The sequence below is a fragment of the Streptomyces sp. NPDC057682 genome (assembly GCF_042799575.1).
GTDB lineage: Bacteria > Actinomycetota > Actinomycetes > Streptomycetales > Streptomycetaceae > Streptomyces.
This window is the reverse complement of the sequence record NZ_JBHVIN010000008.1, coordinates 352,514-370,067: the sequence shown is the minus strand read 5'-3', so window position 1 is coordinate 370,067 and position 17,554 is coordinate 352,514. Positions and strand designations below refer to the sequence as shown.

The window sequence follows — 17,554 nt, the reverse complement described above, 5'->3', positions numbered from 1 at the left end:
TGCCGGCCCCGGTTCAGTACGCCACGCCCACGCCCTGCTTCACCGACGCCGGATCGTCGATCAGCGCCAGCATCGCGTGGGCCACGTCCGCGCGGGAGATCGAACGGCCCGCGCGCGGGCTGCCGCCCACCACCGTGCGGTAGCGGCCCGTCAGCGGGCCGTTGGTGAGCTTGGGCGGCCGTACGGACGTCCAGTCCGTCGCGGAGGCCGCCAGAGCCGCCTCCATCGCCGTGAGGTCCGCGTAGACCTCCTTGAGGACCGCACCGATCAGCGAGAGCATCATCCGGTCGAGCGCCCCCGGGTTCTCCGGCGGCGGTCCCACCGGGGCCGCGCTCACCACGAGCAGGCGCCGCGTGCCCTCCGCCTCCATGGCCGACAGCACGCCCCGGGTCAGCCGCTCCGCGATCCCGTCCGCCTTCCGGCCGCGCGAACCGAGACCGGAGAGCACCGCGTCACGGCCCGCCACCGCCTCGCGCAGCGATTCGGGCTCGTCGATCCGCGGCGCCGTGTACACCGTGACGTCCTTGAGCGGGACCGACAGCCGCGCGGGATCGCGCACCACCGCCGTCACCTCGTGCCCCGCCTTCACCGCCTGGGCGACGATCTCCTGCCCGATGCCACCCGTCGCGCCGAACACCGTGAGTTTCATGGCACACCCCTTCTAGAGTGGGTAAGTATTCACTCACCTCTAGGGTGAGTGGGCACTCACTCACCCGTCAAGCTTTGTTGGAGAGCACATGGAACAGAAGCCGGCCCGCGCCCGCATCATCGACGCCGCCCACCGGCTGATGCTCACCATCGGCCTGGCCCGCGCCACCACCAAGGAGATCGCACGGGAGGCCGGCTGCTCGGAAGCCGCGCTCTACAAGCACTTCCCCAGCAAGGAAGAACTCTTCGTCGTCGTGCTCAGGGAACGGCTGCCCAAGGTGGAGAGCATCCTGGAACGGCTGATGACCGCCCCCGGGAACGGCGAGCGCACGGTGGAGGAGAACCTCACCGAGATCGCCCGCCAGGCCGCCCTCTTCTACGAACAGAGCTTCCCGATCGCCGCCTCCCTGTACGCCGAACCGAAGCTCAGGGAGCGCCACAACGACGCCATGCGCGAACTGGGCGCCGGCCCCCACATGCCCATCAGGGGCGTCGCCGCCTATCTGCGCGCCGAACAGTCGGCCGGCCGCGTCCGCCCCGACGCCGACCCCTACGCGGCCGCCTCCCTGCTCGTGGGGGCCTGCGCCCAGCGCGCCTTCGCCTACGCCGCCACACCCACCGGCGCCCCGCCGCAGTCCCTCGACGACTTCGCCGCCTCCGTCGCCCGGACGCTGCTCGGGGGACTCACCGGATAGCCCCCGCCCCGCCGGGGCCGGGTCAGGCCACCGGAGAGGCCAGCCAGGCGTCCACGCCCGCCAGCAGCTCCGTCCTGACCGCCTCGGGCGCCGCCGAGCCCCGCACCGACTGACGCGCCAGCTCCGCCAGCTCCTCGTCGGTGAACGCGTGATGGCGCCGCACCAGGTCGTACTGCGCCGCCAGCCGCGACCCGAAGAGCAGCGGATCGTCCGCACCCAGCGCCATCGGCACACCCGCGTCGAACAGAGTGCGCAGGGGGACGTCCGAGGGCTTCTCGTAGACGCCCAGCGCCACGTTCGACGCCGGGCACACCTCGCACGTCACCCCGCGCTCCGCCAGCCGGCGCAGCAGCCGCGGATCCTCCGCGGCCCGCACCCCGTGCCCGACCCGGGCCGCGTCGAGATCGTCCAGGCAGTCGCGCACGCTCGCCGGACCGGACAGCTCCCGCCGTGCGGCGCCGCCAGCAGACCGCCCTCCCGGGCGATCGCGAAGGCCCGGTCGAAGTCGCGGGCCATGCCGCGCCGCTCGTCGTTGGAGAGCCCGAAGCCGACGACGCCCCGGTCCGCGTACCGCACCGCGAGCCGGGCCAGCGTGCGGGCGTCCAGCGGGTGCTTCATCCGGTTCGCCGCGATCACCACCCGGATCGGCAGCCCGGTCGACTCCGACGCGCTGTCCACCGCGTCCAGGATGATCTCGATCGCCGGGATCAGGCCGCCCAGCAGCGGCGCGTACGAGGTCGGGTCGACCTGGATCTCCAGCCAGCCCGAACCGTCCGCCACGTCCTCCTGCGCCGCCTCGCGCACCAGCCGCTGGATGTCCTCGGGCTCCCGCAGACAGGACCGGGCGATGTCGTAGAGGCGCTGGAAACGGAACCAGCCGCGCTCGTCCGTCGCGCGCAGCCGGGGCGGCTCGCCGCCGGTCAGGGCCTCGGGCAGCCGCACGCCGTACTTGTCGGCGAGTTCGAGCAGCGTCGTGGGCCGCATCGAACCCGTGAAGTGCAGGTGCAGGTGGGCCTTGGGCAACAGACGTACATCACGCTCCATTCCAAGATCCTGCCGCACGGACGGGGCCTCGCGGTAGCCGCTTTCCCCATCGGGTTGTCCGTCGAACGCGTACGCGAACAAAAAGCGACCCCCGGCCGGGCCGGGGGTCGCTTCTCGGGATCGGTGGCGCTTACGCCTTGGCCTCGCCCAGCAGCTTCTGGAGCCGCGAGACGCCCTCGACCAGGTCGTCGTCGCCCAGCGCGTAGGACAGCCGCAGATAGCCCGGCGTACCGAAGGCCTCGCCCGGCACGACCGCGACCTCGGCCTCGTCCAGGATGAGCGCCGCCAGCTCGACCGAGGTGGCCGGGCGCTTGCCGCGGATCTCCTTGCCGAGCAGCTCCTTCACCGAGGGGTACGCGTAGAACGCGCCCTCGGGCTCCGGGCAGAGCACGCCGTCGATCTCGTTGAGCATCCGCACGATCGTCTTGCGGCGCCGGTCGAAGGCGGCGCGCATCTCCGCGACCGCGTCCAGGCTGCCCGAGACGGCGGCCAGCGCGGCCACCTGTGCGACGTTGGAGACGTTCGAGGTGGCGTGCGACTGGAGGTTGGTCGCCGCCTTCACCACGTCCTTGGGACCGATGATCCAGCCCACGCGCCAGCCGGTCATCGCGTACGTCTTGGCGACCCCGTTGACCACGATGCACTTGTCACGCAGCTCGGGCACGATCGCCGGCAGCGAGGTGAACGTCGCGTCGCCGTAGACGAGGTGCTCGTAGATCTCGTCGGTCAGCACCCACAGGCCGTGCTCGACGGCCCAGCGGCCGATCGCCTCGGCGTCGGCCTCGCTGTAGACCGCGCCGGTCGGGTTCGACGGGGAGACGAACAGGACGACCTTCGTACGCTCCGTACGGGCCGCCTCCAGCTGCTCCACGGAGACCCGGTACCCGGTGGTCTCGTCGGCGACGACCTCCACCGGGACACCGCCTGCCAGCCGGATCGACTCCGGGTAGGTGGTCCAGTACGGCGCCGGGACGATGACCTCGTCGCCCGGGTCGAGGATCGCGGCGAAGGCCTCGTAGATGGCCTGCTTGCCGCCGTTGGTCACCAGGACCTGGGAGGCGTCGACCTCGTAGCCGGAGTCGCGCAGCGTCTTCTCGGCGATCGCGGCCTTGAGCTCGGGGAGCCCGCCCGCGGGGGTGTAGCGGTGGTACTTCGGGTTGCGGCAGGCCTCGACCGCGGCGTCGACGATGTAGCCGGGGGTCGGGAAGTCGGGCTCGCCGGCGCCGAAGCCGATCACCGGACGGCCGGCGGCCTTGAGGGCCTTGGCCTTGGCGTCGACGGCGAGGGTGGCGGACTCGGAGATGGCACCGATGCGGGCGGATACCCGGCGCTCGGACGGAGAAGTGGCAGCGCTCATGACCCCCATGCTCCCAGACCGGAATCCCCGTCGGCACACGGGTTTCAGGGACCGGACAGCACCTGGACACCATCCGGACAGGCAAGCGGACGCCATCGGTCAGGAGCGGTCGGGAGCTATCTGTTCGACGCCGGGCCGCTGAGCACGTACACTCACCTGTCGTTGGCCTTCACCAGCCGCACCGTTCCTGCACTCGGGACTTCCGGGAACATGCGGTAGGTTGGTGGAAACCACAAAGGGTCGTAGCTCAATTGGTAGAGCACTGGTCTCCAAAACCAGCGGTTGGGGGTTCAAGTCCCTCCGGCCCTGCTACACACTCCTTCGCCAGGATGTGTGCGCATGTACGTACTTCAATGCACTGCCGTGCGGCTCCACCGGGCGCGGCACGGCCATGACCCGGAATCAGGTGAGAAGCGTGACGGACGCCGTGGGCTCCATCGACATGCCTGATGCCGAGGATGAAGTCCCCGAGTCGAAGAAGAAGGCCCGGAAGGGCGGCAAGCGCGGCAAGAAGGGCCCCCTGGGCCGTCTCGCGCTCTTCTACCGCCAGGTCGTGGCGGAGCTTCGCAAGGTCGTCTGGCCGACACGCAGCCAGCTGACGACGTACACCTCCGTGGTGATCGTGTTCGTCGTCGTCATGATCGGCCTTGTGACCGTGCTCGACTTCGGATTCCAGCGGGTCATCAAGTACGTCTTCGGCTGATCCCCGCGGAGGGCGCCTCATGGGCGCCCCTTTCGCATGTTCCACCCATTTGTACATCCAGGAAGAAGCAGCCACCGTGTCTGACCCGAACCTGAACGACGCCGTCGAGCCGACGGCGGGCGCCTTCGAGTCCGCCGAGGACGAGCTCGACATCGTCGAGGCGGCGGACGCCGAGGAGCCGGACCAGGCCGAAGCTGCCGACGCCGCCGCGGGCGAGCCCGCCGAGCAGGCCGCTGTGCACACCGAGGACGGCGAGGACGCCGAGGACGCCTCCGACGAGGAGGCTGCCGAGGCCGAGGCCGAGGCCGAGGCGGAGGAGGCCGAGCCGGCCGAGCCCGTCGACCCCGTCACCGCCCTCCGCGAGGAGCTGCGCGGTCTCCCCGGCGACTGGTACGTCATTCACACCTACGCCGGTTACGAGAAGCGTGTGAAGGCCAACCTGGAGCAGCGCGCCGTCTCGCTGAACGTGGAGGAGTTCATCTATCAGGCCGAGGTGCCTGAGGAGGAAATCGTCCAGATCAAGAACGGCGAGCGCAAGAACGTCCGTCAGAACAAGCTCCCGGGCTACGTCCTGGTGCGCATGGACCTGACGAACGAGTCCTGGGGCGTCGTCCGCAACACCCCCGGTGTCACCGGCTTCGTGGGCAACGCCTACGACCCGTACCCGCTGACGCTGGACGAGATCGTCAAGATGCTCGCCCCGGAGGCCGAGGAGAAGGCCGCCCGCGAGGCCGCCGAGGCCGAGGGCAAGCCGGCTCCGGCCCGCAAGGTCACCGTCGAGGTCCTCGACTTCGAGGTCGGCGACTCGGTCACCGTCACCGACGGCCCGTTCGCGACGCTGCAGGCGACGATCAACGAGATCAACGCCGACTCGAAGAAGGTCAAGGGCCTCGTCGAGATCTTCGGCCGCGAGACCCCGGTCGAGCTCAGCTTCGACCAGATCCAGAAGAACTAGCTCTTTCGGCTCGTTCCTGGACACATGCCCAACGAGCAGGTCAGACCGGCTGTCGCAGCTGGTCTGACCTGCTCGGTTTTTGGTCGCGCAGCTATACCCGTTATCGTTGTGCGGTATGCCTGCATCCGGATGACCGGATGAAGGCGAAACACTCTCACTAGGACCCGGAGAGAGCACATGCCTCCCAAGAAGAAGAAGGTCACGGGGCTTATCAAGCTCCAGATCAACGCCGGTGCGGCCAACCCGGCCCCGCCGGTCGGCCCCGCGCTCGGTCAGCACGGCGTCAACATCATGGAGTTCTGCAAGGCCTACAACGCCGCGACCGAGTCGCAGCGCGGCATGGTCGTGCCGGTGGAGATCACGGTCTACGAGGACCGCTCCTTCACCTTCGTGACGAAGACCCCGCCGGCCGCCAAGCTGATCCTCAAGGCCGCGGGTGTGGAGAAGGGCTCCGGCGAGCCGCACAAGACCAAGGTTGCCAAGCTGACGGCCGCCCAGGTCCGCGAGATCGCCACGACGAAGCTCCCCGACCTGAACGCCAACGACCTCGACGCCGCGTCGAAGATCATCGAAGGCACCGCCCGCTCCATGGGCATCACGGTCGAAGGCTGATTCAGCCCCCACCCCTCTCAGTGGTAGGGCCAAGCGCTGGTCCGCACCACGACTCCACACTCTGAAACCATCAGGAGTAGAAGTGAAGCGCAGCAAGAACCTCCGCGCTGCGGACGCCAAGGTCGACCGGACGCGTGTGTACGCGCCGCTCGAGGCCGTCCGTCTCGCCAAGGAGACCGCCTCCACGAAGTTCGACGGCACCGTCGAGGTCGCCTTCCGCCTGGGTGTCGACCCGCGCAAGGCCGACCAGATGGTCCGCGGCACCGTGAACCTCCCGCACGGCACCGGCAAGACCGCCCGGGTCCTGGTCTTCGCGACCGGTGACCGTGCTGCGGCCGCGGAAGCCGCCGGAGCCGACATCGTCGGCGCCGACGAGCTCATCGACGAGGTGGCGAAGGGCCGTCTGGACTTCGACGCCGTCGTCGCGACCCCGGACCTCATGGGCAAGGTCGGCCGCCTCGGCCGCGTGCTCGGTCCGCGTGGTCTGATGCCGAACCCGAAGACCGGTACGGTCACCCCGGATGTCGTGAAGGCTGTCAACGACATCAAGGGCGGCAAGATCGAGTTCCGCGTCGACAAGCACTCGAACCTGCACTTCATCATCGGCAAGACCTCGTTCGACGAGACCAAGCTGGTGGAGAACTACGCGGCGGCGCTGGAGGAGATCCTCCGTCTGAAGCCGTCCGCCGCCAAGGGCCGCTACATCAAGAAGGCCGCGCTGGCCACCACGATGGGCCCCGGCATCCCGCTGGACGCCAACCGCACCCGTAACCTCCTCGTCGAGGAGGACCCGGCCGCCGTCTGAGCCCCCGTGCTCGTACGACCGCCGTGTCACGTGTGACATGGGACGGGCCCCGCAACCTTTCGAGGTGCGGGGCCCGTCCTCGTACACAGACAACCCGGCTGTCGGAGTGGTGCGTTAGCGTGCGCATGACGAGAGAGCCGAACGAGGGGTGGAAGCGGACATGAGGACCAGTACCGTACGACGCGTGGGTCTGGCCGTGGCTGTGGCAGCGGCGCTGACGTCGGTCGGGGCCTGCGGCGGGGCGGACGAGGACGGCGGGAGCGGCAAGCCGGCCGCCGAGGAGAAGAGCGGCGGCACCTCGGTGCTGAAGGCCGACACGATCGCCGCGCTGCTCGACGTACAGAAGAAGACCGGCTCGGCGAGCTCCGCCAAGGTCGAGGGCACCACGGTCATGGGCAGCACGATGTCCCTGAAGCAGACCGGGTCCCTGGACTGGAGCGACGGGATCACCGGCACCATGAGCATCACCTACACCGGTGGCGCCATGGCCGACACCCTGAAGCAGGCGGGCGGCAGCGGCACCATGGAGGCCCGCTACTTCAAGGACGGCTACGCGGCCGACATGGGCCCGGTGCTCGCCCGGCAGACCGGCGGGAAGCGCTGGATCAGCTACTCCTACGACGATCTGGCCCAGGTCGGCGGCGCCTCCGGCGCGGCGATGAAGGAGCAGATGCAGAACACCACCCCCGAGCAGGGCGTGAAGTCGCTGCTGGCCTCCGGGGACGTGAAGGAGGTCGGCAAGGAGCAGGTCCGCGGGGTCGCCACCACGCACTACTCCGGCACGGTCGACGTCGCCGAACTGACCGCCAAGACCTCGAAGCTCGACGCGGACCAGCTCGAAGCGCTGAAGAAGCAGCTCAACGACGCCGGGATCACCACCGAGAAGGTCGACATCTGGGTCGACGAGAACGATCTGCTGGTGAAGAAGACCGAACGCGGCCGGATGAAGACCGGCGAGCTGAACTCGACGGTGTTCTACAGCGACTACGGCGTCAAGGTCACGGTCGAGCAGCCGCCGGCCTCCCAGACCATCGGCTTCGCCGACCTGCTCAAGCAGCAGCAGTCGGCCGCCGGCACCGGCGCCTGACCGGCCCGGACCGTACGGAACCGGACGGATTTGCCCCGCGCGACCCCGGTCGCGTACTCTTCTGCAGAAGCCAAAGACCGCTGGTCGTTGCCCGGATCCCGCAAGGGGGAGGGCAACCGAAGGATCCGTTGAGACGGGCGACCTGCGCAGGTGACTGTGGAAAGCTCCCGACTCGTTTCGGTCGAGCTACGCCCTGGCGCCTGCGCCGGGGCGTTTCGTCTTTCCCGGCCCCTTGTGAGCGGTCCTCATCACCCGGAAGGAGGCCGACGCTCATGGCAAGGCCCGACAAGGCTGCAGCGGTAGCCGAGCTCGCGGACCAGTTCCGCAGCTCGAACGCCGCCGTGCTGACCGAGTACCGGGGTCTCACCGTGGCACAGCTCAAGCAGCTGCGCCGTTCGCTCGGTGAGAACGCCCAGTACGCCGTGGTGAAGAACACGCTGACCAAGATTGCGGCCAACGAGGCCGGGATCGACGCGCTGGACGACCTGTTCGCAGGTCCGACGGCGGTTGCCTTCGTCACCGGTGACCCGGTGGAGTCGGCGAAGGGTCTTCGTGACTTCGCCAAGGACAACCCCAACCTCATCATCAAGGGCGGTGTCCTTGACGGTAAGGCGCTGTCCGCCGATGAGATCAAGAAGCTCGCGGACCTCGAGTCCCGCGAGGTTCTGCTCGCCAAGCTGGCCGGCGCCATGAAGGGCAAGCAGACTCAGGCTGCACAGCTCTTCCAGGCTCTGCCGACGAAGTTCGTCCGTACCGCGGAAGCGCTTCGTGCCAAGAAGGCCGAGCAGGGCGGTGCCGAGTAATTCGGCTCGCGCACTGATCGCCGCCCCCTAGGGCGACGGTCACAGCGGGCCGAATGTACGCCCGCCTTCATATACACCCGGCACCTGCCGATTTAGTGGAAGGACGCCATCATGGCGAAGCTCAGCCAGGAAGACCTGCTCGCCCAGTTCGAGGAGCTCACGCTCATCGAGCTCGCCGAGTTCGTGAAGGCCTTCGAGGAGAAGTTCGACGTCACCGCCGCCGCGGCCGTCGCCGTCGCCGGCCCCGCGGGCCCGGGCGCCGTGGCCGAGGCCGTCGAGGAGAAGGACGAGTTCGACGTCATCCTCACCGGTGCCGGCGACAAGAAGATCCAGGTCATCAAGGTCGTGCGCGAGCTGACCTCCCTGGGTCTGAAGGAGGCCAAGGACCTCGTGGACGGCGCTCCGAAGCCGGTCCTCGAGAAGGTCGCCAAGGACGCCGCCGAGAAGGCCGCCGAGTCCCTCAAGGGCGCCGGCGCCTCCGTCGAGGTCAAGTGACCTCGCGAGTCGTCTGACTCGACTGCCGCGCCCTGAGGGCGTGGACGTCACATCGCGAAAGGCGATCACCCGTACGGGTGGTCGCCTTTCGGCGTACTCGCGGCGGGTGCCTTGCTCTTCCCGGCGCGACGAGTATGGTGATCATCGCCGTGCGCCTCTCCGGGGGCGCGGGCCGGTGGCCGGGTGACGGCGGGACAGGGGTCCCGGGGACCCGCACCGGCTGGGGGGCCTTGACGAACCGCAGCAGGCGCGCAATTCTCAAGGCGCGTCGTCACATCGATCCGAATCCGAGGCATGGATCGGCGGCGAAGAGGGCAGTAAAGAAGAGCGCAGCTCACGCAGGGCCAGACAAAGGTGTTGAGAACAGCTGTTGACAGCGACGCGGGTCTCTGAGAACCCCGACTGGACATCAGTGTGCCACTTGGCTACACTGACCCTTTGCGCTGCCTGTTAGCTGCCTCCTGCCCGTCACCAGGGGCATACCCATTTTGTGCACCGTGGATCGCAACGTCTCTCACCAGGGATTTTCTGTCCACCTGTCCAGTTTGGGACCGGTACGCGCGTAGTGAGTCCGAGCCCTCGGAAGGACCCCCTCTTGGCCGCCTCGCGCAACGCCTCGACCGCGAATACGAACAACGGCGCCAGCACCGCCCCGCTGCGCATCTCTTTTGCAAAGATCAAGGAGCCCCTCGAGGTTCCGAACCTCCTCGCGCTGCAGACCGAGAGCTTTGACTGGCTCCTCGGCAATGCCGCCTGGAAGGCTCGCGTCGAGGCTGCTCTGGACAGTGGACAAGACGTCCCCAGGAAGTCGGGTCTGGAGGAGATCTTCGAGGAGATCTCCCCGATCGAGGACTTCTCCGGGTCGATGTCGCTCACGTTCCGCGACCACCGCTTCGAGCCCCCGAAGAACTCGATCGACGAGTGCAAGGAGCGCGACTTCACGTACGGCGCCCCGCTCTTCGTCACGGCCGAGTTCACCAACAACGAGACCGGCGAGATCAAGTCCCAGACGGTCTTCATGGGCGACTTCCCGCTCATGACCAACAAGGGCACCTTCGTCATCAACGGCACCGAGCGTGTCGTGGTGTCGCAGCTGGTCCGCTCGCCGGGTGTCTACTTCGACTCGTCGATCGACAAGACGTCCGACAAGGACATCTTCTCCGCCAAGATCATCCCCTCCCGGGGTGCCTGGCTGGAGATGGAGATCGACAAGCGCGACATGGTCGGTGTCCGCATCGACCGCAAGCGCAAGCAGTCGGTCACCGTCCTCCTGAAGGCGCTCGGCTGGAGCACCGAGCAGATCCTTGAGGAGTTCGGCGAGTACGAGTCCATGCGCGCCACCCTGGAGAAGGACCACACCCAGGGCCAGGACGACGCGCTGCTCGACATCTACCGCAAGCTCCGTCCGGGCGAGCCGCCCACCCGCGAGGCCGCTCAGACGCTGCTGGAGAACCTCTACTTCAACCCGAAGCGCTACGACCTCGCGAAGGTCGGCCGCTACAAGGTGAACAAGAAGCTCGGCGCCGACGAGCCGCTGGACGCCGGGGTGCTCACCACCGACGACGTCATCGCGACCATCAAGTACCTGGTCAAGCTGCACGCCGGTGAGACCGAGACGATCGGCGAGTCCGGCCGGGAGATCGTCGTCGAGACCGACGACATCGACCACTTCGGCAACCGTCGTCTGCGCAACGTCGGCGAGCTCATCCAGAACCAGGTCCGCACGGGTCTGGCGCGTATGGAGCGCGTCGTGCGCGAGCGCATGACCACCCAGGACGTCGAGGCGATCACGCCCCAGACCCTGATCAACATCCGGCCGGTCGTCGCCTCCATCAAGGAGTTCTTCGGCACCAGCCAGCTGTCGCAGTTCATGGACCAGAACAACCCGCTGTCGGGTCTGACCCACAAGCGCCGTCTGTCGGCGCTCGGCCCGGGTGGTCTCTCCCGTGAGCGCGCCGGCTTCGAGGTCCGTGACGTGCACCCGTCCCACTACGGACGCATGTGCCCGATCGAGACCCCCGAAGGCCCGAACATCGGTCTGATCGGTTCGCTCGCCTCGTACGGCCGCGTCAACGCGTTCGGCTTCATCGAGACGCCGTACCGCAAGGTCGTCGACGGCCAGGTCACCGACGAGGTCGACTACATCACCGCCGACGAGGAGGACCGCTTCGTCATCGCCCAGGCGAACGCGACCCTCTCCGACGAGCTGCGCTTCACCGAGCCGCGCGTCCTGGTCCGCCGCCGCGGGGGAGAGGTCGACTACGTCCCCCCGTCCGAGGTCGACTACATGGACGTCTCGCCGCGCCAGATGGTGTCCGTCGCCACCGCGATGATCCCCTTCCTGGAGCACGACGACGCCAACCGTGCCCTCATGGGCGCGAACATGATGCGCCAGGCGGTTCCGCTCATCAAGAGCGAGGCCCCGCTGGTCGGCACCGGCATGGAGTACCGCTGCGCCACCGACGCCGGTGACGTGCTGAAGGCCGAGAAGGACGGTGTGGTCCAGGAGGTCTCCGCGGACTACATCACCGTGACGAACGACGACGGCACGTACACCACGTACCGCATCGCCAAGTTCATGCGCTCCAACCAGGGCACCTCGGTCAACCAGAAGGTCGTCGTCTCCGAGGGCGACCGGGTCATCGAGGGCCAGGTCCTCGCCGACGGTCCGGCCACCGAGTTCGGTGAGATGGCGCTCGGCAAGAACCTCCTCGTGGCGTTCATGCCGTGGGAGGGCCACAACTACGAGGACGCGATCATCCTGTCGCAGCGCCTCGTGCAGGACGACGTCCTCTCCTCGATCCACATCGAGGAGCACGAGGTCGACGCCCGTGACACCAAGCTCGGCCCCGAGGAGATCACCCGGGACATCCCGAACGTCTCCGAGGAGGTCCTCGCGGACCTCGACGAGCGCGGCATCATCCGCATCGGTGCCGAGGTCGTCGCCGGCGACATCCTCGTCGGCAAGGTCACGCCCAAGGGCGAGACCGAGCTGACTCCCGAGGAGCGTCTGCTCCGCGCGATCTTCGGTGAGAAGGCGCGCGAGGTCCGCGACACCTCGCTGAAGGTGCCGCACGGCGAGATCGGCAAGGTCATCGGCGTCCGCGTCTTCGACCGCGAAGAGGGCGACGAGCTGCCGCCGGGCGTGAACCAGCTGGTCCGCGTCTACGTCGCGCAGAAGCGCAAGATCACCGACGGTGACAAGCTCGCCGGCCGTCACGGCAACAAGGGCGTCATCTCGAAGATCCTCCCGATCGAGGACATGCCGTTCCTGGAGGACGGCACCCCGGTCGACATCATCCTCAACCCGCTGGGTGTCCCGTCCCGAATGAACCCGGGACAGGTCCTGGAGATCCACCTCGGCTGGCTCGCCAGCCGCGGCTGGGACGTCTCCGGCCTCGGTGACGAGTGGGCCAAGCGCCTGCAGGCCATCGGCGCCGACCAGGTCGCCCCCGGCACCAACGTCGCCACCCCCGTCTTCGACGGTGCGCGCGAGGACGAGATCTCCGGTCTCTTCGAGGCCACGATCCCCAACCGCGACGGCGACCGCCTGGTGCAGCCCTCCGGCAAGGCCAAGCTGTTCGACGGCCGCTCCGGCGAGCCGTTCCCGGACCCGGTCTCGGTCGGCTACATGTACATCCTCAAGCTGCACCACCTGGTCGACGACAAGCTCCACGCCCGTTCGACCGGCCCGTACTCGATGATCACGCAGCAGCCGCTGGGTGGTAAGGCGCAGTTCGGTGGTCAGCGATTCGGTGAGATGGAGGTGTGGGCCCTTGAGGCATACGGCGCCGCATACGCCCTCCAGGAGCTCCTGACGATCAAGTCCGACGACGTCACCGGCCGAGTGAAGGTCTACGAGGCGATCGTCAAGGGCGAGAACATCCCCGAGCCGGGCATTCCCGAGTCCTTCAAGGTGCTCATCAAGGAAATGCAGTCGCTCTGCCTCAACGTGGAGGTGCTGTCCTCGGACGGCATGTCCATCGAGATGCGCGACACGGACGAGGACGTCTTCCGCGCGGCGGAGGAGCTCGGTATCGACCTGTCCCGGCGCGAGCCGAGCAGCGTCGAAGAGGTCTGACGGGTTGGCCGGCCGGATCCCCGTGATCCGGCCGGCTCTCCCCGGACCCGTTCAGACCATTGCTGAAGTGCCCCGATTTCTCGCATGAGCGAGGGGGCTCGAACCCCCGAAAGAGGGATTGACGACAAGTGCTCGACGTCAACTTCTTCGACGAGCTGCGGATCGGCCTTGCCACCGCGGACGACATCCGGACCTGGTCCCACGGCGAGGTCAAGAAGCCGGAGACCATCAACTACCGCACCCTCAAGCCCGAAAAGGACGGACTCTTCTGCGAGAAGATCTTCGGTCCGACCCGGGACTGGGAGTGCTACTGCGGCAAGTACAAGCGTGTCCGCTTCAAGGGCATCATCTGTGAGCGCTGTGGCGTCGAGGTCACGCGCGCCAAGGTGCGCCGCGAGCGCATGGGTCACATCGAGCTCGCCGCTCCCGTCACCCACATCTGGTACTTCAAGGGCGTCCCGTCGCGCCTGGGCTACCTGTTGGACCTCGCGCCGAAGGACCTCGAGAAGGTCATCTACTTCGCCGCGTACATGATCACGTTCGTCGACGAGGAGCGCCGCACCCGCGACCTCCCGTCGCTGGAGGCGCACGTCTCCGTCGAGCGCCAGCAGATCGAGAACCGCCGCGACTCCGACCTGGAGAACCGGGCCAAGAAGCTGGAGTCCGACCTCGGCGAGCTGGAGGCCGAGGGCGCCAAGGCCGATGTGCGCCGCAAGGTGCGCGAGGGCGCCGAGCGCGAGATGAAGCAGCTGCGCGACCGCGCCCAGCGCGAGATCGACCGCCTCGACGAGGTGTGGAGCCGCTTCAAGAACCTCAAGGTCCAGGACCTGGAGGGCGACGAGCTGCTCTACCGCGAGCTGCGCGACCGCTTCGGCACGTACTTCGACGGCTGCATGGGCGCCGCCGCGCTGCAGAAGCGCCTGGAGTCCTTCGACCTCGACGAGGAGGCCGAGCGCCTCCGAGAGATCATCCGTACCGGCAAGGGCCAGAAGAAGACCCGTGCGCTCAAGCGCCTCAAGGTCGTCTCCGCGTTCCTGCAGACCAGCAACAAGCCCAAGGGCATGGTGCTCGACTGCGTGCCGGTCATCCCGCCGGACCTGCGTCCGATGGTGCAGCTGGACGGTGGCCGCTTCGCGACCTCCGACCTGAACGACCTGTACCGCCGCGTGATCAACCGCAACAACCGCCTGAAGCGGCTTCTCGACCTCGGCGCGCCCGAGATCATCGTGAACAACGAGAAGCGCATGCTCCAGGAGGCCGTGGACGCCCTCTTCGACAACGGTCGTCGCGGTCGCCCGGTCACCGGCCCCGGCAACCGTCCCCTGAAGTCCCTCAGCGACATGCTGAAGGGCAAGCAGGGCCGTTTCCGCCAGAACCTCCTCGGCAAGCGCGTGGACTACTCCGCGCGTTCCGTGATCGTCGTCGGTCCGCAGCTCAAGCTGCACCAGTGCGGTCTGCCGAAGGCGATGGCGCTGGAGCTCTTCAAGCCGTTCGTGATGAAGCGCCTGGTCGACCTGAACCACGCGCAGAACATCAAGTCGGCCAAGCGCATGGTCGAGCGCGGCCGCACCGTGGTGTACGACGTCCTCGAAGAGGTCATCGCCGAGCACCCGGTGCTGCTGAACCGTGCGCCCACGCTGCACCGCCTCGGCATCCAGGCCTTCGAGCCGCAGCTGGTCGAGGGCAAGGCCATCCAGATCCACCCGCTCGTCTGCACCGCGTTCAATGCGGACTTCGACGGTGACCAGATGGCCGTGCACCTGCCGCTCTCCGCGGAGGCGCAGGCCGAGGCCCGCATCCTGATGCTGTCCTCGAACAACATCCTGAAGCCGGCCGACGGCCGTCCCGTCACCATGCCGACGCAGGACATGGTGCTGGGTCTGTTCTTCCTCACCACGGACGGCGACCTCCGTGACACCAAGGGCGAGGGCCGCGCGTTCGGCTCCACGGCCGAGGCGATCATGGCGTTCGACGCCGGTGAGCTGGCGCTCCAGTCGCCGATCGACATCCGCTTCCCGGTGGGCACCATCCCGCCGCGCGGCTGGGTGCCGCCGGTCGCCGAGGAGGGCGAGCCCGAGTACCAGCCGGGTGACACCTTCCGGCTGCGCACCAGCCTGGGCCGCGCGCTCTTCAACGAGCTGCTGCCCGAGGACTACCCGTTCGTCGACTACTCCGTCGGCAAGAAGCAGCTCTCCGAGATCGTCAACGACCTCGCCGAGCGCTACCCCAAGGTCATCGTGGCGGCGACGCTCGACAACCTGAAGGCGGCCGGCTTCCACTGGGCGACGCGCTCCGGCGTCACCGTGGCCATCTCCGACGTCGTCGTGCCCGAGGCCAAGAAGGCCATCGTCAAGGGCTACGAGGAGCAGGACGAGAAGGTCCAGAAGCAGTACGAGCGCGGTCTGATCACCAAGGACGAGCGCACGCAGGAGCTCATCGCGATCTGGACCAAGGCGACCAACGAGGTCGCCGAGGCGATGAACGCGAACTTCCCCAAGACGAACCCCATCTTCATGATGGTTGACTCGGGTGCCCGAGGAAACATGATGCAGATGCGTCAGATCGCCGGTATGCGTGGTCTGGTGTCCAACGCCAAGAACGAGACGATCCCGCGTCCCATCAAGGCGTCCTTCCGCGAGGGCCTCACCGTTCTGGAGTACTTCATCTCCACGCACGGTGCCCGTAAGGGTCTGGCGGACACCGCCCTGCGTACCGCCGACTCGGGTTACCTGACCCGTCGTCTGGTGGACGTCTCGCAGGACGTGATCATCCGCGAGGAGGACTGCGGCACCGACCGCGGCCTCAAGCTGAAGATCGCGGTCAAGGGCGCCGACGGTGTCCTGCGCAAGACGGAGGACGTCGAGACCTCGGTCTACGCCCGCATGCTGGCCGAGGACGTCGTCGTCGACGGCAAGGTCATCGCGCCGGCCAACGTCGACCTCGGTGACGTCCTGATCGACGCCCTGGTGGGCGCCGGCGTCGAAGAGGTCAAGACCCGCTCGGTCCTGACCTGTGAGTCCGCGGTCGGCACCTGTGCCTTCTGCTACGGACGCTCGCTCGCCACCGGCAAGCTGGTCGACATCGGTGAGGCGGTCGGCATCATCGCCGCCCAGTCCATCGGTGAGCCCGGTACCCAGCTGACGATGCGTACCTTCCACACCGGTGGTGTGGCCGGTGACGACATCACCCAGGGTCTGCCCCGTGTCGTCGAGCTCTTCGAGGCCCGTACGCCCAAGGGTGTCGCCCCGATCTCCGAGTCCGCGGGCCGGGTCCGCATCGAGGAGACCGAGAAGACCAAGAAGATCGTCGTCACCCCGGACGACGGCAGTGACGAGATCCCCTTCCCGATCTCCAAGCGCGCCCGTCTCCTGGTCGGCGAGGGCGACCACGTCGAGGTGGGCCAGAAGCTCACCGTGGGTGCCACCAACCCGCACGACGTGCTCCGGATCCTCGGTCAGCGCGCGGTCCAGGTCCACCTGGTCGGCGAGGTCCAGAAGGTCTACAACTCGCAGGGCGTGTCGATCCACGACAAGCACATCGAGATCATCATCCGGCAGATGCTCCGCCGCGTGACGATCATCGAGTCCGGCGACGCGGAGCTGCTGCCGGGCGAGCTCGTCGAGCGCTCGAAGTTCGAGACCGAGAACCGTCGTGTGGTCACCGAGGGCGGTCACCCCGCCTCCGGCCGTCCGCAGCTGATGGGTATCACCAAGGCCTCGCTGGCGACGGAGTCGTGGCTGTCCGCGGCCTCCTTCCAGGAGACGACCAGGGTCCTGACGGACGCGGCGATCAACGCCAAGTCCGACTCCCTGATCGGCCTCAAGGAGAACGTCATCATCGGTAAGCTCATCCCGGCCGGTACGGGCCTGTCCCGCTACCGCAACATCCGGGTCGAGCCGACCGAGGAGGCCAAGGCCGCCATGTACTCGGCCGTCGGCTACGAGGACATCGACTACTCGCCGTTCGGCACGGGCTCCGGCCAGGCCGTTCCGCTGGAGGACTACGACTACGGTCCGTACAACCAGTAGGCGAGTCGCTTGACGTGATCTGAGGGCGGTCATCCCGGGGACGGGGTGGCCGCCCTCAGGCGTGTGATACGTCACGTCGACGCACGGAGGGGGGGACGGTTCCCCGGAGGCGCGACGGCGGGACGGGGCCGGTGGGGCCTTGTACGGGCCTCTGGAGCGGCCTCAGGGCGGCCTGCGGCATGCGCACGGGGCGGGACGGACCGGGCGGCGGGCGGCAGGGGCCGGGCTGGACACCATTTGT

The 17,554-nt window shown here is 67.9% G+C and carries 12 protein-coding genes, 1 tRNA gene and 1 pseudogene; 11 read left to right on the top strand and 3 right to left on the bottom strand.

Annotated features, from left to right (window positions below; genetic code table 11):
- Positions 1 to 13 precede the first annotated feature (13 nt).
- Positions 14 to 649, bottom strand: a complete 636-nt coding sequence (locus ACFVDM_RS17840) for an NAD(P)-dependent oxidoreductase (RefSeq protein WP_383640062.1) — start codon at positions 647 to 649, stop codon at positions 14 to 16.
- 88 nt (positions 650 to 737) lie between these two features.
- On the opposite strand from ACFVDM_RS17840, the gene ACFVDM_RS17835 reads away from it, so the two are divergent.
- On the top strand, positions 738 to 1,343 hold the full coding sequence (locus tag ACFVDM_RS17835) for a TetR/AcrR family transcriptional regulator (protein ID WP_383640059.1): 606 nt from the start codon (positions 738 to 740) through the stop codon (positions 1,341 to 1,343).
- A gap of 22 nt (positions 1,344 to 1,365) precedes the next feature.
- On the opposite strand, the pseudogene ACFVDM_RS17830 reads toward ACFVDM_RS17835, so the two are convergent.
- Together ACFVDM_RS17830 and ACFVDM_RS17825 are read right to left on the bottom strand one after the other, a co-directional pair.
- Positions 1,366 to 2,387, bottom strand: a pseudogene (locus ACFVDM_RS17830) (adenosine deaminase).
- A 130-nt stretch (positions 2,388 to 2,517) separates the two neighbouring features.
- Positions 2,518 to 3,744, bottom strand: coding sequence for a pyridoxal phosphate-dependent aminotransferase (locus ACFVDM_RS17825; protein WP_383640056.1), 1,227 nt, complete (start codon positions 3,742 to 3,744; stop codon positions 2,518 to 2,520).
- 236 nt (positions 3,745 to 3,980) lie between these two features.
- Between ACFVDM_RS17825 and ACFVDM_RS17820 the strand changes: the two genes are divergently transcribed.
- From ACFVDM_RS17820 to ACFVDM_RS17775, 10 genes are all read left to right on the top strand, one after another.
- A tRNA-Trp gene (locus ACFVDM_RS17820) sits at positions 3,981 to 4,053 on the top strand.
- 106 nt (positions 4,054 to 4,159) lie between these two features.
- Entirely contained in the window at positions 4,160 to 4,447 is a 288-nt protein-coding gene (secE, locus tag ACFVDM_RS17815) for a preprotein translocase subunit SecE (RefSeq protein ID WP_383640053.1), read from the top strand.
- 76 nt (positions 4,448 to 4,523) lie between these two features.
- Positions 4,524 to 5,402, top strand: coding sequence for a transcription termination/antitermination protein NusG (gene nusG, locus ACFVDM_RS17810; RefSeq protein ID WP_383640050.1), 879 nt, complete (start codon positions 4,524 to 4,526; stop codon positions 5,400 to 5,402).
- Between the two features lie 177 nt (positions 5,403 to 5,579).
- Complete coding sequence (gene rplK / locus ACFVDM_RS17805) at positions 5,580 to 6,014, top strand: 50S ribosomal protein L11 (RefSeq protein ID WP_073786749.1); 435 nt, start codon at positions 5,580 to 5,582, stop codon at positions 6,012 to 6,014.
- Between the two features lie 82 nt (positions 6,015 to 6,096).
- Positions 6,097 to 6,819, top strand: a complete 723-nt coding sequence (gene rplA / locus ACFVDM_RS17800) for a 50S ribosomal protein L1 (protein WP_383640045.1) — start codon at positions 6,097 to 6,099, stop codon at positions 6,817 to 6,819.
- A 160-nt stretch (positions 6,820 to 6,979) separates the two neighbouring features.
- Entirely contained in the window at positions 6,980 to 7,906 is a 927-nt protein-coding gene (locus ACFVDM_RS17795) for a hypothetical protein (RefSeq protein WP_383640042.1), read from the top strand.
- A 272-nt stretch (positions 7,907 to 8,178) separates the two neighbouring features.
- A complete protein-coding gene (rplJ, locus tag ACFVDM_RS17790) occupies positions 8,179 to 8,709 on the top strand; it encodes a 50S ribosomal protein L10 (RefSeq protein WP_383640039.1) in 531 nt (176 codons plus the stop codon).
- Positions 8,710 to 8,820: 111 nt separating this feature from the next.
- A complete protein-coding gene (gene rplL / locus ACFVDM_RS17785) occupies positions 8,821 to 9,204 on the top strand; it encodes a 50S ribosomal protein L7/L12 (RefSeq protein ID WP_383640036.1) in 384 nt (127 codons plus the stop codon).
- Positions 9,205 to 9,799: 595 nt separating this feature from the next.
- Entirely contained in the window at positions 9,800 to 13,285 is a 3,486-nt protein-coding gene (rpoB, locus tag ACFVDM_RS17780; protein WP_383640032.1) for a DNA-directed RNA polymerase subunit beta, read from the top strand.
- A 128-nt stretch (positions 13,286 to 13,413) separates the two neighbouring features.
- Entirely contained in the window at positions 13,414 to 17,313 is a 3,900-nt protein-coding gene (locus ACFVDM_RS17775; protein WP_383640029.1) for a DNA-directed RNA polymerase subunit beta', read from the top strand.
- Positions 17,314 to 17,554: the final 241 nt, after the last annotated feature.

Bases quoted from the DNA above. Each gene is read 5' to 3' on its own strand.
- ACFVDM_RS17840 (WP_383640062.1), bottom strand. From the start codon at position 649: ATGAAACTCACGGTGTTCGGCGCGACGGGTGGCATCGGGCAGGAGATC.
- ACFVDM_RS17835 (WP_383640059.1), top strand. From the start codon at position 738: ATGGAACAGAAGCCGGCCCGCGCCCGCATCATCGACGCCGCCCACCGG.
- ACFVDM_RS17825 (WP_383640056.1), bottom strand. From the start codon at position 3,744: ATGAGCGCTGCCACTTCTCCGTCCGAGCGCCGGGTATCCGCCCGCATC.
- rplK (WP_073786749.1), top strand. From the start codon at position 5,580: ATGCCTCCCAAGAAGAAGAAGGTCACGGGGCTTATCAAGCTCCAGATC.
- ACFVDM_RS17795 (WP_383640042.1), top strand. From the start codon at position 6,980: ATGAGGACCAGTACCGTACGACGCGTGGGTCTGGCCGTGGCTGTGGCA.
- rplJ (WP_383640039.1), top strand. From the start codon at position 8,179: ATGGCAAGGCCCGACAAGGCTGCAGCGGTAGCCGAGCTCGCGGACCAG.
- rplL (WP_383640036.1), top strand. From the start codon at position 8,821: ATGGCGAAGCTCAGCCAGGAAGACCTGCTCGCCCAGTTCGAGGAGCTC.